This is a genomic window from Pseudoalteromonas aurantia, from assembly GCF_005886875.1.
Lineage (GTDB): Bacteria > Pseudomonadota > Gammaproteobacteria > Enterobacterales > Alteromonadaceae > Pseudoalteromonas > Pseudoalteromonas aurantia_A.
In genome coordinates this window covers 18,896-34,710 of sequence record NZ_PNBY01000014.1, presented here as the reverse complement: position 1 = coordinate 34,710, position 15,815 = coordinate 18,896, and the positions used below count along the sequence as shown (strand labels likewise).

At 42.3% G+C, this 15,815-nt stretch carries 14 protein-coding genes and 1 tRNA gene; 5 read left to right on the top strand and 10 right to left on the bottom strand.

Going from position 1 to position 15,815, the window contains the following annotated elements; translation table 11 throughout:
* Positions 1 to 56 precede the first annotated feature (56 nt).
* The 8 genes from pnp to CWC18_RS03270 all read right to left on the bottom strand — a co-directional run bounded on the left by pnp (position 57) and on the right by CWC18_RS03270 (position 9,238).
* Positions 57 to 2,183: a polyribonucleotide nucleotidyltransferase gene (gene pnp / locus CWC18_RS03305; protein ID WP_138592824.1), complete on the bottom strand. Its 2,127-nt coding sequence runs from the start codon at positions 2,181 to 2,183 to the stop codon at positions 57 to 59.
* Between the two features lie 224 nt (positions 2,184 to 2,407).
* Positions 2,408 to 2,677, bottom strand: a complete 270-nt coding sequence (gene rpsO, locus CWC18_RS03300; protein WP_010365898.1) for a 30S ribosomal protein S15 — start codon at positions 2,675 to 2,677, stop codon at positions 2,408 to 2,410.
* A gap of 108 nt (positions 2,678 to 2,785) precedes the next feature.
* Positions 2,786 to 3,721, bottom strand: coding sequence for a tRNA pseudouridine(55) synthase TruB (truB, locus tag CWC18_RS03295; protein ID WP_138592823.1), 936 nt, complete (start codon positions 3,719 to 3,721; stop codon positions 2,786 to 2,788).
* A complete protein-coding gene (rbfA, locus tag CWC18_RS03290; RefSeq protein WP_010365895.1) occupies positions 3,721 to 4,119 on the bottom strand; it encodes a 30S ribosome-binding factor RbfA in 399 nt (132 codons plus the stop codon). The genes truB and rbfA overlap by 1 nt, the downstream gene beginning before the upstream one ends.
* Positions 4,120 to 4,230: 111 nt before the next feature.
* On the bottom strand, positions 4,231 to 6,879 hold the full coding sequence (gene infB, locus CWC18_RS03285) for a translation initiation factor IF-2 (protein WP_138592822.1): 2,649 nt from the start codon (positions 6,877 to 6,879) through the stop codon (positions 4,231 to 4,233).
* Between the two features lie 24 nt (positions 6,880 to 6,903).
* Positions 6,904 to 8,406, bottom strand: a complete 1,503-nt coding sequence (gene nusA / locus CWC18_RS03280; RefSeq protein WP_138592821.1) for a transcription termination factor NusA — start codon at positions 8,404 to 8,406, stop codon at positions 6,904 to 6,906.
* Between the two features lie 40 nt (positions 8,407 to 8,446).
* Positions 8,447 to 8,902: a ribosome maturation factor RimP gene (gene rimP / locus CWC18_RS03275; protein ID WP_138592820.1), complete on the bottom strand. Its 456-nt coding sequence runs from the start codon at positions 8,900 to 8,902 to the stop codon at positions 8,447 to 8,449.
* Positions 8,903 to 9,161: 259 nt separating this feature from the next.
* Positions 9,162 to 9,238: transfer RNA gene (locus tag CWC18_RS03270), tRNA-Met, on the bottom strand.
* 198 nt (positions 9,239 to 9,436) lie between these two features.
* Here CWC18_RS03270 and CWC18_RS03265 point away from each other — a divergent pair.
* The 5 genes from CWC18_RS03265 to CWC18_RS03245 all read left to right on the top strand — a co-directional run bounded on the left by CWC18_RS03265 (position 9,437) and on the right by CWC18_RS03245 (position 14,554).
* The gene (locus tag CWC18_RS03265) at positions 9,437 to 10,216 is read left to right on the top strand and encodes a delta-class carbonic anhydrase (RefSeq protein WP_138592819.1); all 780 of its coding nucleotides are present in this window, start codon (positions 9,437 to 9,439) and stop codon (positions 10,214 to 10,216) included.
* A gap of 301 nt (positions 10,217 to 10,517) precedes the next feature.
* Positions 10,518 to 11,000, top strand: a complete 483-nt coding sequence (locus tag CWC18_RS03260; RefSeq protein ID WP_138592818.1) for a globin — start codon at positions 10,518 to 10,520, stop codon at positions 10,998 to 11,000.
* 54 nt (positions 11,001 to 11,054) lie between these two features.
* Complete coding sequence (locus CWC18_RS03255) at positions 11,055 to 11,561, top strand: hypothetical protein (RefSeq protein WP_138674703.1); 507 nt, start codon at positions 11,055 to 11,057, stop codon at positions 11,559 to 11,561.
* Positions 11,562 to 11,652: 91 nt separating this feature from the next.
* Positions 11,653 to 13,014: a DASH family cryptochrome gene (locus tag CWC18_RS03250; protein WP_138592816.1), complete on the top strand. Its 1,362-nt coding sequence runs from the start codon at positions 11,653 to 11,655 to the stop codon at positions 13,012 to 13,014.
* Positions 13,004 to 14,554, top strand: a complete 1,551-nt coding sequence (locus CWC18_RS03245; protein ID WP_138674702.1) for a cryptochrome/photolyase family protein — start codon at positions 13,004 to 13,006, stop codon at positions 14,552 to 14,554. Before CWC18_RS03250 ends, CWC18_RS03245 begins: the two co-directional genes overlap by 11 nt.
* 7 nt (positions 14,555 to 14,561) lie before the next feature.
* Here CWC18_RS03245 and CWC18_RS03240 read toward each other — a convergent pair whose 3' ends face one another.
* Together CWC18_RS03240 and CWC18_RS03235 are read right to left on the bottom strand one after the other, a co-directional pair.
* On the bottom strand, positions 14,562 to 14,966 hold the full coding sequence (locus CWC18_RS03240) for a DUF3019 domain-containing protein (protein ID WP_138592814.1): 405 nt from the start codon (positions 14,964 to 14,966) through the stop codon (positions 14,562 to 14,564).
* Complete coding sequence (locus CWC18_RS03235; protein ID WP_138592813.1) at positions 14,956 to 15,774, bottom strand: MipA/OmpV family protein; 819 nt, start codon at positions 15,772 to 15,774, stop codon at positions 14,956 to 14,958. The genes CWC18_RS03240 and CWC18_RS03235 overlap by 11 nt, the downstream gene beginning before the upstream one ends.
* Positions 15,775 to 15,815: the final 41 nt, after the last annotated feature.

Below are 15,815 nucleotides of genomic sequence, written 5' to 3'. Positions count from 1 at the left end.
AAAAAGGGGGCCAATCAGCCCCCTTTTTACATAGTAAATAACTTATTTACACAAAATTACCCAGCAGGCGCTTCTGGCGCTGGCGTAGCTGATTGCTCTAACGCTTCTTTAATGCTCAGACGTACGCGGCCTTGACGGTCTACTTCTAGTACTTTAACTTTCACTTCTTGACCAACAGTTAAGTGGTCGCCGACGCTGTTAACACGCTCAGAGCTAATCTGTGAAATATGAACTAGGCCATCTTTACCTGGTAATACGTTTACAAACGCACCGAAGTCAACGATACGTACAACTTTACCATTGTAGATAGTGCCAACTTCTAGTTCAGCAGTAAGCGCTTCAATGCGAGAAATTGCATCTTTTGCACTGAGGCCATCTGTTGCTGCGATTTTGATCGTACCATCGTCTTCAATTTCAATCGTTGTGCCCGTTTCTTCAGTTAACTGACGAATTGTAGCGCCACCTTTACCAATTACTTCAGCAATCTTCTTCGGCGGGATATTCATTGTATAAATACGAGGTGCAAATTCAGAAAGTTCTTCTGAAGGTGCTGCAATTGCTTGATCCATCACTGATAGGATGTGTAAACGTGCTGCTTTAGCTTGTTTAAGTGCAATTTGCATGATCTCTTTGTTGATACCTTCAATCTTGATATCCATCTGCAATGCAGTAATACCCACTTCAGTACCCGCTACTTTAAAGTCCATGTCACCTAAGTGATCTTCGTCACCCAGAATGTCAGAAAGAACAACAAAGTTTTCTTCTTCTTTAACTAGACCCATTGCGATACCCGCAACAGAAGCTTTTATTGGTACACCGGCGTTCATTAGCGCAAGTGACGTACCACATACAGAAGCCATTGAAGAAGAACCGTTTGATTCTGTGATTTCAGATACCACACGGATAGAGTATGGGAAATCTGTCAATGTTGGCATTACAGCTTGAATACCACGCTTTGCAAGGTTACCGTGACCGATTTCACGACGCTTAGGCGAACCAACAAAACCCGTTTCACCTACACAGAATGGAGGAAAGTTATAGTTAAGCATAAAGTGGTTTTTATGTGTACCAGTTAAATCGTCGATTAACTGTGAATCACGTTCCGTACCTAAAGTAGCAGTAACTAGCGCCTGAGTTTCACCGCGGGTGAAAATAGCAGAGCCGTGAGTACGTGGTAACACACCTGTCATTACGTCAAGTGCACGAACCATATCTGGTTCACGACCATCAATACGCTTCTCACCAGCAATGATACGGCTACGTACGATGTTCTTCTCTAATGCACCAAATAATTTACCAATTTCTTGCGTATCTAACGTTTCGCCTTCAGCTAGCTCAGCAGTAAGTGCTTCAATCACACCTTCTTTTGCCGCAGTTAGCGCTGTTTTACGCTCTACTTTATCTGTGATCAAGTAAGCTGCGCCTACTTTATCAGCTGCGAGTGCTGCAACCTTGTCTGACGCTGCAACGTTTTTCTCTGGTGCAGTCCAGTCCCAAGTAGGCTTACCTGCTTCAGCTTTAAATTCATTGATTGCAGTAATGATCGCCTGAGATTGCTCATGACCATACACAACGGCACCAAGCATTACGTCTTCTGGTAATACGTCTGCTTCAGACTCAACCATAAGTACCGCGTTTTCAGTACCTGCAACAACAAGGTCAAGCTTACTTTCTTCAAGCTCTTTTAAAGTTGGGTTTAGTACATACTGGTCATCGATATAACCAACACGTGCAGCACCAATTGGGCCACTGAATGGAATGCCTGAAATAGCAAGAGCTGCTGAAGTACCAATCATCGCAACCATATCAGGTTGGATCTCAGGGTTAACAGAAACAACCGTTGCAATAACCTGTACTTCGTTTACGAAGCCATTCGGGAAAAGAGGGCGAATTGGACGGTCAATAAGACGCGCGATCAATGTCTCGCCATCATTTGGACGACCTTCACGCTTCAAGAAACCACCTGGGATACGACCCGCAGCATACATACGCTCTTGGTAGTTAACTGTTAGTGGGAAGAAGTCTTGACCCGGTTGTGCGTCACGCTTACCTACAACAGTAACAAGTACTGAAGTATCCCCGATGCTTGCTAGTACTGCACCATCTGCTTGGCGGGCAATAGCGCCAGTTTCGATTGTGACCGTGTGTTGGCCTAATTGAAATTCTTTAATAATTGCTTGCACAAATATTTCCTTAAATAAAACAAAATATAGACGCCAACTAGTACCAATTACAGTCTTAAATAGACTAAGCAATCTATTTAAGCACTACAATTGGCAAAAGCGCTGGCGCTGACTTAGCCCAATGCTAAGCGGGTGTTAGTATACGTGGAGAACACCCACAAAAAAAGGGGCTTTCAAGCCCCTTTTTTAATGTTAGCTAAAAAAGCCAACAATCAATCAAAAAATTAGCGACGTAGGCCAAGCTCTTTGATTAGCGCTGAGTAACGCTCAACGTTTTTACCTTTAAGGTAATCAAGTAATTTACGACGTTGGCTAACTTTGCGAAGAAGACCACGACGTGAGTGGAAATCATGCTTATGATCAGCAAAGTGACCTTGTAGCTTGTTGATGTCGAAAGTAAGAAGTGCTACTTGTACTTCAGGTGAACCAGTGTCGCCTTCAACACGTGCAAATTTAGCAACGATTTCTACTTTTTCTTGAGTACTTAGTGACATAATAACTCCAAAATTAATTTAAATTGTGCTTAAGCCGATCACTAATTCAGCAAAAGCGAGTAAGCGGCGCGCAGTATAGCAATATTCGCCGCGTGAGACTAGAAAAAACTATTGGTTAGTTGCCAGTGCGCGTTTGGCTTTTAAATGACCATCTGGGTTACGTTCACCAATGCCGATAAACTGCCCATCTGCAACCACTTTAATAATACCCTCGGGTACCGTGCCACATACCACAACCTGACCATAGCTGAATGCAACACCCTGCTCCGCCGTGATCTCAACCACGGGTAAATCAACCAAAGCAGTGTCCATCGGCAACAGTAATTCATCTAGGTATGTTGAAGGTTCAACCCCTTCTGCTTTTGCTTGCTGTAGCTTTTCTTCTAGTTGTTCAATCGTGACCATTTGCTCACTTGGATAGTGACCCACTTTTGAACGATGCAACATAATGACATGCGCACCACACCCTAGTTTTTCACCTAAATCATCCACGATGGTGCGAATATATGTGCCTTTAGACACATGAGCTGTCATCTGAATTTCTTCATTCTCAGCATCGTATTCATCAAGCGTTAGGCTATATACATTTATTTTTCGACATTTTCGCGGAACTTCAATGCCCTCTCTTGCATATTTATATAAAGGCTGACCTTGATATTTTAATGCTGAGTACATTGAAGGATACTGATCAGTTTCACCCAAAAAACCTGTAATTTCTTTTTGTAAACCATCAAGCGTAATATCCACAGGGCGTGTTTCAACCACTTCACCGTCAGAATCAGACGTGGTTGTACGTTCGCCTAACTTGGCACGCACAACATAAGTTTTATCAGTATCTAATAAAAACTGAGTAAACTTGGTCGCTTCACCAAAACAAATTGGTAGCATGCCTGTTGCCAGTGGATCTAATGCACCGGTGTGGCCTGCTTTTTGCGCAAAGTAAATACCCTTCGCTTGTTGCAACGCTTTATTGGACGAGATCCCTTCAGGTTTATGCAAAAGCACGATGCCATCAACCGGACGACCTTTTGAACGTCTTGCCATTACTCTTGCTCATCCTCCGATGACTCTGGTCCACGCTTTTCGTTATCATCACGAATAACCGAATCAACAAGATTTGAAATGCGCATACCTTCAAGTAACGAGTTATCTACCACAAAACGTAGTTCCGGCATAATACGCGCACGAATACGCTTACCTAAAATAGAACGAATATAGCCCGTTGCATCATTTAAGATGGCAACACTCTGCTTAGTCTTATCTTCATCACTGGTATTCAATACCGTAATAAAGATTTTTGCGTAAGATAGATCTCTTGATACTTCAACTGCGGAAACCGTCACCATGCCTAAGCGTGGGTCTTTAATTTCGCGTTGTAATATCACAGCAATCTCTTTTTGGATTTGCTGGCCAACTCTATCTGTGCGAGAAAATTCTCTCATCTTCACCACTTATAAATTTTAACTTATTGAAAAATAATAATAAGTTTAATTAGTTTTAAACGAACAAATGGGGGCTAGTGCCCCCATTTCAACCATTATTATAGCAATGGTTTACAATGTACGTTGAACTTCAACCGTCTCGAATACTTCGATTTGGTCGCCAACTTTAACATCGTTGTAGTTCTTAACACCGATACCACATTCCATGCCATTACGCACTTCTTGTACGTCGTCTTTAAAGCGACGAAGTGACTCAAGTTCACCTTCGTAGATAACCACGTTATCACGAAGTACACGGATTGGCGCGCTACGCTTAACGATGCCTTCTGTAACCATACAACCCGCAATTGCGCCGATTTTAGGAGACTTGAACACATCACGAACTTCAGCAAGACCAATGATCTCTTGCTTAAATTCAGGAGCTAGCATACCAGACATCGCTTGCTTAACTTCTTCAATCAAGCTGTAGATAACGCTGTAGTAACGTAAATCAAGGTTCTCAGAATCAACCACTTTTCGCGCTGATGCATCAGCACGTACGTTAAAGCCAACAATGATTGCATTTGAAGCCGCGGCAAGTGTTGCATCAGTTTCTGTGATACCACCTACGCCACTACCCACAATTTTCACTTTAACTTCATCTGTAGAGAGTTTAACAAGTGAATCTGCAATTGCTTGAATTGAACCTTGAACGTCCGCTTTCAATACAACATTAACTTCAGACACATTGCCTTCTGTCATGTTACTGAACATGTTCTCTAGCTTCGCTTTTTGCTGACGCGCTAGTTTAACATCACGGAATTTACCTTGACGGTACAATGCAACTTCACGCGCTTTACGCTCGTCTTTAACAACAGTCGCTTCATCACCTGCAGCAGGTACACCAGACAGACCTAGTACTTCTACTGGAATAGATGGACCAGCAGTCTTGATTTCTTTACCATTTTCGTCACGCATTGCACGAACACGGCCATACTCAAGACCACAAAGCACGATATCGCCTTGCTTCAGCTGACCTGACTGAACAAGTACGGTTGCAACTGGGCCACGGCCTTTATCAAGACGTGATTCAATGACAACACCTGCACCCATACCTTGTGTTGGTGCAGTAAGTTCTAATAGCTCAGATTGCATTAGAACCGCTTCTAAAAGCTCATCAACACCAGTACCGGCTTTTGCAGAGATGTGTGCAAATTGCGTATCGCCGCCCCACTCTTCTGGGATAACGTCTAGTTGTGCTAGTTCGTTCTTAACGCGATCTGGATCAGCGCCTTCTTTATCCATTTTGTTCACAGCAACAATCAAAGGTACACCCGCTGCTTTAGCGTGTTGTACAGCTTCTTTTGTTTGCGGCATTACACCATCATCTGCGGCAACAACTAGGATAACGATATCAGTTGCTTTTGCACCCCGTGCACGCATTGACGTAAACGCTGCGTGTCCTGGAGTATCTAAGAAGGTGATCATGCCGCCTTCCGTTTCAACGTGATATGCACCAATGTGCTGTGTAATACCACCCGCTTCGCCAGACGCTACTTTTGCGCTTCGAATGTAATCAAGCGTTGACGTTTTACCGTGGTCAACGTGACCCATTACCGTTACTACTGGCGCACGTGATTCAGTTGATTCAATTTCACTACGGTCATTCAGTACTTGTACTTCTAGTTCATTTTCTTTTACTAGAACTACTTTGTGACCCATTTCTTCAGCAACTAGTTGTGCTGTTTCTTGGTCGATAACTTGGTTAATTGTAACCATGTCACCCATTTTCATCATCGTTTTAACGACTTCAGTGCCTTTTACAGCCATACGAGAAGCTAATTCGGCAACAGCAATTGTTTCACTGATACGTACTTCTTGTTTTACATCTGCAACTGGCTTTTGGAAGCCGTGCTGTAAAGATGAAGGCGCTTTTAGTTTACCTTTACGGCCTCTTGAAGGCGCTTCAGCTCTTGCAGGTGCTTTTTTCTTTTTCTTGCGACGCGCACTTTTCTCTTCGCGTGCATCTGACTCATCTTCTGCTTCACGTGCATAAGTTGATGTAGTCAGGTGATGGTCAGCCGTTTCTTCGCGACGACGGCGTTCCTCTTCTTCTTTTTTCCAACGAGCTTCATTTTCTTCAGCTAGTTTACGCGCCACTTCTGCTTGACGCTTCGCTTCTTCTTCAGCTTTTATCAATGCTGCCTCTTCTGCTTCTTTTTGCAGACGCTCCGCTTCTAGGCGGTCTTTTTCAACTTTCGCACTATCCACTTTCTTGTCCTGCGGTTGATTGGCCTTTCGCTCAGCTTCAGCTTTGCGTTTTGCCTCTTCTTTAACTTTACGCTCAGCGTCTTCTTTTGCTTTACGCTCAGCATCTTCTTTGGCCTTTTGCTCAGCTGCTTGCTGTGCTTTTAATTCAGCCTCTTTACGGCTAGCTTCTTCAGCGGCTAGACGTTCTTGCTCTTTCTCTTGATCAATAGTGCTCTTTTTCACGTAAGTACGTTTTTTACGTACTTCAACCTGAACGGCCTTGTCTTTACCCGTAGAGCCTTTCACATTTAATGTGCTTTTACTTTTACGTTGTAAAGTCATACGTTCAGGGCCTTCAGCACCTTTACCACCGTGTTGCTTACTTAGGTAGTCAAGTAACTGAGCCTTTTCAGATTCAGTAACACTATCAGTCTCGCCTTTGGTGATCCCTGCATCGTTTAATTGCTGCAGCAATTTATCAACAGTTGTATCAATAGTCTCGGCTAGTTTTTCAATGCTTACTTCTGCCATAGTGTGTGTTACTCCGTTAATAAATTATTCGTCTTCACCAAACCAACAAATGTTACGTGCAGCCATGATTAACTGCCCAGCATCTTGCTCTGATAACTCTGTAATTTCTACTAGCTCGTCAATTCCCTGTTCAGCTAAGTCTTCAAGTGTCACAACACCTTTGCTTGCCATAACAAATGCCAAATGACGCTCTAACCCTTCTAGTGCTAGCAGATCTTCTGCAGGCTCTGCACCTTCAAGGCTTTCTTCTGTTTTAAGTGCTTTCGTTGTTAACGCATCTTTTGCTCGATTACGTAACTCTTCAACGGTGTCTTCATCAAGACCGTCAATTTCTAAGAACTCAGCAACAGGAACATACGCAACTTCTTCAAGCGTAGAGAAACCTTCATTAATTAATAAACCAGCGAAGTCATCATCAATGTCTAGGTTCTGTGTAAACAAGTTAACTAGCTTGTCTGACTCTTCTGAGTTTTTAGCATCCATGTCTTCAACAGTCATCACGTTTAATTCCCAACCAGTCAACTGGCTAGCTAAACGAATGTTTTGACCATTACGGCCAATCGCTTGTGCAAGGTTATCTGATTCCACAGCGATATCCATTGAACGCGAATCTTCATCCATTACGATAGAAGCGACTTCAGCTGGCGCCATCGCGTTAATAACAAACTGTGCAGGGTTATCATCGTATAGTACGATATCAACACGCTCACCACCAAGCTCAGTAGAAACCGCTTGTACCCGTGCACCACGCATACCAACACATGCACCAACAGGATCAATGCGCTTGTCATTTGATTTAACTGCGATCTTTGCACGAGAACCCGGATCTCGAGCGGCGCCGCGAATTTCAATCATTTCTTCGCCAATTTCTGGCACCTCAATGCGGAATAGTTCCATCAGCATTTCTGGCTTTGAACGCGTCACAAATAATTGTGCACCACGTGCTTCAGGTTTTACTTCATAAAGTAAACCACGTACACGGTCACCAGGGCGGAAGCTTTCGCGTGGTAACATGTCATCACGGTAAATAACCGCTTCAGCATTGTTGCCCAAATCAATAACAATCGCATCTCGGGTTGCTTTTTTAACAACACCCGTTACCAGCTCACCTTGTTGATCTTTATATGCTTCAACAACGAGCGCTCGTTCAGCTTCACGTACTTTCTGTACGATAACCTGTTTTGCCATTTGCGTTGTAATACGGTCAAACTTAATTGACTCAATTTGCTCTTCAACATATTCACCAAGTTGCGTTTCAGGCTCTTCTACCTGTGCCGCTTCAAGGGTGATTTCTGAATACGGGTTTTCTAGTGAACCATCTTCTTGAGGATCAACAGCCATCCAACGGCGGAAAGTATCGTACTCACCTGTTTTGCGATCGATTGATACACGTACTTCAATATCACCATCGTGTTTTTTCTTAGTTGCAGTCGCTAGAGCAAACTCTAACGCTTCAAAAATCTTTTCTTTTGGGACTGCCTTCTCATTGGAAACGGCTTCTGCCACCAATAATATCTCTTTTGCCATAAGTAATGCCTCGCTTGCCCTTGTCCTTCGCACTCAATATTTAAAATTTTGCGATGATGTTTGCACGCTCGATGTTACTGAGCATAATGAAATGTTCGTTACCATCGATCTTTAACGTGATCATATCGGCGCTAACTGCGATTAAATCGCCTTTAAAGTTGCGTCGTCCATCTTGTGGAAGTTTAGTACGTACACGTACTTCTTCACCTTGTGCCTTCTCGTAGTGAGCCAGCTTAAATAGTGGTCTATCAACGCCAGGAGAAGACACTTCCAAATCATATTCGTTTGTAATCGGGTCTTCGACGTCAAGAATTGCACTTACTTGTCTGCTTGCGTCAGCACAATTGTCTACGGTAACACCACTTTCATTTTCAATGTATACACGTAATGTAGAATGACGACCGGCTTGTACAAACTCTAGACCTAGTAATTCGAAGCCAAGTGCTTCTACAGCTGGCTCTAACATTTCAGTCAAATCTTGTTCGAGTTTTGTCACAATTTTCCTCCATACAAACAAAAAAAGGGCTTAAGCCCCAATTATACTAATGTATTGTACCAAAGTTCCTTTAAAGCTGAGCTTCAGATACAACAACGCCCCGAACCAAGCGGGGCGTCACACCTAAAACAAAGCTGTGTGGCCAAAGGCCTAACTTGGTTGCGGGCTTTACAGCCAAATTAAGCAGAAGCTTAAACGCAAAACGCGCATTACATAGAATGCGCGCTAAATCTAAAAAATAGTACTATTTTTTAGATTTTGGTTGCGGGAGCCGGATTTGAACCGACGACCTTCGGGTTATGAGCCCGACGAGCTACCAGGCTGCTCCATCCCGCGCCAATGTGCAGCAAACACTGCAAAATATGCGCAGTATTATAAGGAGTGTTCCATTAATAAGCAACCTCCCATCTATGATTAATTCGTTTAATCATTTGGCCACCGGACCTGAAAAAGGTAATTTATTATCTTGAGACATTACAAAGCGCCACAAGCTCAGATATAATGTCTCAATTTTTACATTACAGAGAAAGTATTATGAAAAAAACAACAATGACCTTTTTGACAGCGCTATCATTTGCAGTCGCTGGTCAAGCTTTTGCTGCAAGCTGTGAGGGCTATGGCCCGCAAACTCCGCGCGATATCGATAATTTACTTGGTGAAAACAAACGTGTTTTTTCAAAGGCTCCGGCCAGCGAACACATTAACCTATGTAATATCCACTTTCATAAGAATGCAGAACACAAGGCAAAAGACTTTTCAGTTTTTGCGGGTGACAGCAAATACGGTGGTTACCAATGTAACGCAACAAGCACATTAACAGCTGCTGAGCTTAAAGCACCTAAGGGCAAAGTATGTAAAAATGTGAAGCCTGGCGATACAATTGAAGTACATTGGGTTCACAGTTCGTGTGACGTAACACCAGGCAAAGGCCTTGGTTCATGTCTAAGTGATAAATGTGCTAACCCACAATTACGTGTAGAAACACAAGTATTCATGGTCGTTAATGATGAAAATGCATTTGATTTCAATGACCTTGATTACGATAGCAATATGGTTAACGGTTATCACCAAGCAAAACATATTCCAAATACAACGGGTAAACCTGTAGAGTTCCTAGGGTCAACAACAGGTCCTAGCTATACAGAGCAACAGTGCTCACCACTTCAGGTTACTTGGAGCGTTCGCCCAGCTTGTGCAAAAATCGATATTAATAGCTTAGCAACATGGTGCGAAAACAATGAGTTTGAAGAAGATCACGCACATGGTGTTCGTCAGTTAGTCACTGACCCAAAGCTACTTTCACCAATTAACTAAGTAAATATTACCACTAAATAAAATATAATAGTGATGATAATCCCTTGTTTATCATCACTGTTATCTACATATTGCGGCCAACAGTCACTTTTTCATTCACAACCTACCTATTCACACCTATACTTCTCTTATGAGTTTAAGAAACAGTCACACTGTTTGGGCTCAAGGTAGTATTTGGATTGTGCAGTACCACGGCTATCAAGTTTGGTTATGTCTGATTTTTCAAACTGACGTTTGAAATTTCCTGACAATTTTTTCCATCCGAGCAAACGGACGCGCTCTTAATCGACAAGAGGCGATTATGAGTATTTCTCCTTATCAGTACCAACTGCTAACGCAATCTTTCGCGACACTAAAGCCAAATTTTCACTGCTTTTGTGTTAGCTTGCATACTCAATTGAAGCGATATGAGCTGGAGTTTGCGATGCCTAGTTCGCCAAAGCATCTACTCACTGTTGAACATAGTATTCAAACTTTTTTAAGTGAGGGTATTGCATTACTCCCCCAACAAAGCGCATTAGTAGATTTGATAACTCAACATAAACTACATTTCGATGCACTCAAACTCAGTGAACAAGATATAGCTGTACTGTGCCATACCATGCTAGAAACCCTACAATTGCACTTGGGGCGCCAGTTTACATTGGCCTTACGAAACGCTTGGCGAAAGGCACTACACATGTTTGCCAACATAATTAAAAGTGTTGTTTTTCAAACGAGTAACGTTGTTAACTTACAAAACTTTAGGCAGCAAAAACAACAGCAGCTTTCGACCTTACGATGACTTTTTAAGACAATCACAGTAAACTCAACCGCAGTTTACGCAAAGAGAATTGTTATGAAAAAGTCGTTATTTTTATCGAGTATTTTACTGCTTCAGATAACAGGCTGTGATGTATTTGAGTCATCAAAAAAGCAAATTGAAGAACAGTATTTATCACAAAATAGTGAATTAAAAGAGGCGGTTGAAGCGATTAGGGAACAAGGTTTAGCTGCTGTTTCAGCCACGGCTGAAAAAGGCAGTGTTGCTGCCTGTGTAGCAAAACAACTTGATGGAGACCCGATGGGTGCCTTGATTGAAGTGGAAGGTGCATTACAAGATAGTGCCGACCTCTCTAAGTTGGCCGAAACAATTGGAGGCTTATCCAATCAAGAGATTTCACTGGAAAATATTCCCAAACTTCTACAGCAAGGTGCTGACACGGTAAATTACTTACGCACTTTACTCGGCGAATATGATTTAAGCGAGTTACAAGATAAGGTAAGTCACCTTTTACAGGATGGGCAAAGCCAGAGTCAAGATATTGGTGAGCATTTACGTGGTTTGGTTGAACAATGTCAGTAAAAAATAAATTACTATGATTTAAAAAGCCCAATTGGGCTTTTTTTTTTTTTGTTCGTATACCTAGTATAATTAGTTTAACGAACAAGTAACTATGAAACGAATAGGTCTCTACCTTTTTACCCAAGACTGCCGTGTGCAAGACAATGACGCCTTATATTTATTATCCGCAAGTGTCGATACCTTGATATGTTTATACTGCGTCCCACCCCAAACTCGATTTGATAAACATTTTAGCCAAACGACATCTAGTCAGGCACAAAGAGGGTACCTAAAGAGCACATTACAGGGGCTGCAAAACGCTTTAGCGCAATTTGGCCAAACATTAAACATTGAATATGGTGATCCAAGAGTAGTGGTATCAGATTACATTCACCGCTATGAAATAACGCATGTTGGTTCATCAATACCCGTGGCATATAACGAAAGCCGTTTATGGCAATGGCTCAAAAATACATTTTCGGACGTAAACTTTCAAACAGCAAACAACAGCCAAATGTACTATCGAACGCAATTGCCTTTTGACCTTACTGAATTGCCAAAATCATTTTCGTCCTTTAGAAAAAGGATAGAACGCGATGAACAATGTGATCGCGCTTTAATTGCATCCCAACAACCATGTTATCATCTTCCGCCTCCACCTCATATGATGCAGTTTAAACTGCCACAGCATCTTATTAATAGCCAAAATAATGGCTATTATGGTGGTGAAGACAATGCGCAAAAACATTTGGCAGCGTATTTTAGGTCACACGCTGCCTCGCACTACAAACAGACTCGAAACGCACTGCATGGCAGTCATTTCTCAACTTCTTTTTCCCCGTACCTTGCTCATGGCGCTTTGAGTCCTCAGCAAGTTTTAAGAGCACTTAATGAGTATGAAAGTCAATACGGCAGTAATGAGTCAACCTACTGGATTTATTTTGAACTACTGTGGCGTGAGTACTTTCATTGGTATAGCCAATTGCATCAAGGCGCGTTATTTAAATTTACGGGGATCACACAGACCAAGCCTCTTACCAGTTTTTATGCGCATTTGTTTAGTGCATGGTGTAATGCTAATACACCAGAGCCTTTAGTGAATGCCCTCATGAACGAACTCAATGAGACTGGGTGGGTCTCTAATCGAGGACGCCAAATTATCGCCAGCTACCTTGTTAACGAGTTGAAAGTAGATTGGCGTTATGGGGCCGCTTACTTTGAGCAACGACTTATTGACTATGATGCACCCAGCAATTGGGGAAATTGGCAATATATCGCGGGAGTTGGTGCCGACAGCAGAGGAGGTCGCCATTTCAATATACAAAAACAAACACAACTTTATGACCCTGAGGGTACATATACACAACTATGGCGCCCTAAAAACACAGCCAGTGTGCCTATTGATTTGGTCGATCACACGGACATGACCGGATGGCCGAATGATCAACCTGGGAGATTATCGAATGCAAAGTAGTCCCACACTTCGCCTAATATTAGGCGATCAGCTTGATGTGGGACACGCTTGGTTCCAAGACAAAACGCAAAATGTGATTTACGTCATCGCAGAATTGCACCAAGAAACCAATTACACCACACATCATATTCAAAAAGTATGCGGCTTTTTTGCCGCGATGGCACGCTTTGCCAATGCATTGCAACAAGCTCAATATCAAGTAAGCTATTTAACCCTTGATGACACGGCGCATGACAAGGATTTACCGGCATTAATACAACGGTTATGTACTGAATACGGCTGCGCACAGTTTGAGTATCAGCAGCCTGACGAATATCGCCTCGCTCAACAATTATCAAACATGGTTCTTGAAAATACCAGTGTGCACTGTGTACAGAGCAGCCACTTCTTTTTGCCATTTAATGAGATATCAACTTACTTCACAAAAGATAAACATGTCACCATGGAGCACTTTTACCGAAAAATGCGCAAACGCTTTGGTATTTTGATGGAGAGTGACGCCCCCACGGGTGGGCAGTGGAATTTTGATTCAGATAACCGAGCTAAGTTAAAAAAAGCAGATATACCCCACATTCCAGAGCCTCTGCTATTTAGTTATGATATGAGCGACATTATTGCCCGTATCCAGCGGCATAAAATAAAGACAATTGGTGAACTATCACAACCATTTATTTGGCCAACCAATCGGGCCGAAGCGCAGCAATTACTCACTTATTTTTGTAAATACTTGTTGCCGCAGTTTGGTAAATTCCAAGACGCTATGACCGCCAACAGTCCACATAAATGGAGCCTTTACCATAGCCGATTATCTTTTGCTCTAAACAGTAAAATACTCTCGCCGAAACAAGTTATCGACGCCGCCATAAATGCATATAACGCCAATCAAGACACCATTTCCATTTCACAAATTGAAGGGTTTGTCAGGCAAATTCTAGGGTGGAGAGAGTATGTCAGGGCGGTTTATTGGGTAAATATGCCAGACTACGTAACTTACAACACCCTGACTGCAACACGTGATCTTCCAAAACAATTCTGGGATGGGCAAACAAAAATGCGCTGCATGCAGCAGGCCATCAAACAAAGTTTGGACTGGGCTTATGCACATCACATTCAACGTTTAATGGTAACGGGTAACTTTTGTTTGCTCACCGGCATAGACCCGGATCAGGTAGATAACTGGTACCTTGGTATTTATATTGATGCCATTGAGTGGGTCGAAATGCCCAACACCCGAGGCATGACACAATTTGCTGATAATGGGATAGTCGCCACAAAACCTTATGCTGCAAGCGGTAATTACATCAATAAAATGAGTGACTACTGCAGTGGTTGCCATTACAACGTGAAACAAAAAACGACAGAAGATGCATGCCCACTCAACAGTTTATATTGGAACTTTATGATTGAGCATAGAACACGCTTTGCAAAAAATCCGAGGATCGGCATGGTATATCGTAATTGGGACAAACAAGATGATGTGACAAAACAGCAAACATTACAGCGAGCTCAATATTACCTTAATAACATTGACTCGCTGTGATATTGGGCTAAAACAAGCGCCAACGACGCTTCTTCGTTTGGATTTTATGTACCCAGTTTACTTCAATGGTTGTCACAGCGAGTACATCACGTTGTGACTTGGAAATAAGCTCATAACTCACACTTTCTGCAGATCCAAACCCCAAAACAAATTCAAAAGCTTGTGAACTGGCCCAACACTGAAGAATTTTTTTAGACACACTTTCTCTAATACAGTAATCGCCTAGCGCTGGCGTGTTAATAGAGAACTTAACATCTGCGTAGCACGTACGCCCTTCATTTAAGGCAACGCATTTACTTGGTGCTGCATGTAAAATCTCTACTACTCCTTCGCCATTAGCCACAGCAACCTGATGGCTAAACATCCCTGCAATAAACATTAAGGCATTAATTGAGACTACTTTAGAATACATATTTCACTCCCGCAAAAACTGCACGTGCGTGCCGAGAGTTAACAAGCGGGCTTTTTTTAGTATTACTTGCGCCAATGAGAATGGATGCACCAGCACTAAATACCCAATCTTCAGCGATGGGGTAATTGGCTTGCACTTGGGTGAACACCGACATTGAATCATCTAACTCGTAGATTGGGCGCCTTGAGGTGGCTTCATCAGCATCAACACCATAAAAGTAATCAATAAAGTTAGCGGAATAATAGTTGGCCCCAAAATTAAGCCATAAGTCCCAATTACGTAATTCAAAGTTTCGCGTTGCTTCAAAGTGCAATACCCAACCATTTGAATCACCAAATGTGTCATACACTAGCTCTGCAACTGCTTGATATTCACCTAGTGTTCTATAATAAGATAAGCCAATAGATTTATCTTGCTTACGCTTTTTTATTCCACTGAGTTCAGCAACATACCCTTCATCACCATAGTAACCTTCTTCAGAAAAGGGCAGCTGATAATTACCGTATATCGCATCAACCCCCCAGTCGTCTTCAAGAACCAGTTGATACCCGAAATCCGAACCACCAAAAAAGTCCCCTGAATGCGTATTCAAATAAAAACGTTTATATTGAATTTTGGCATCTATGAGGAGTGAAATATCATCAAAATCAGATTTTGCTCCTTCTAATTCAGGTAGTGCTAAATCAACCCAAAAGCCGCCGAGGCTCAGCTGCCATAAAAATCCATCGTCTTCGTATTCATCCTCACTTGTGTAAGCGCTAAACGAACAACACAACAAGAGAGAAAACAATATTATTATTTTTTTCATAGTCCTTGGATACACTAATAATGTGCTTATAGTTCATATTT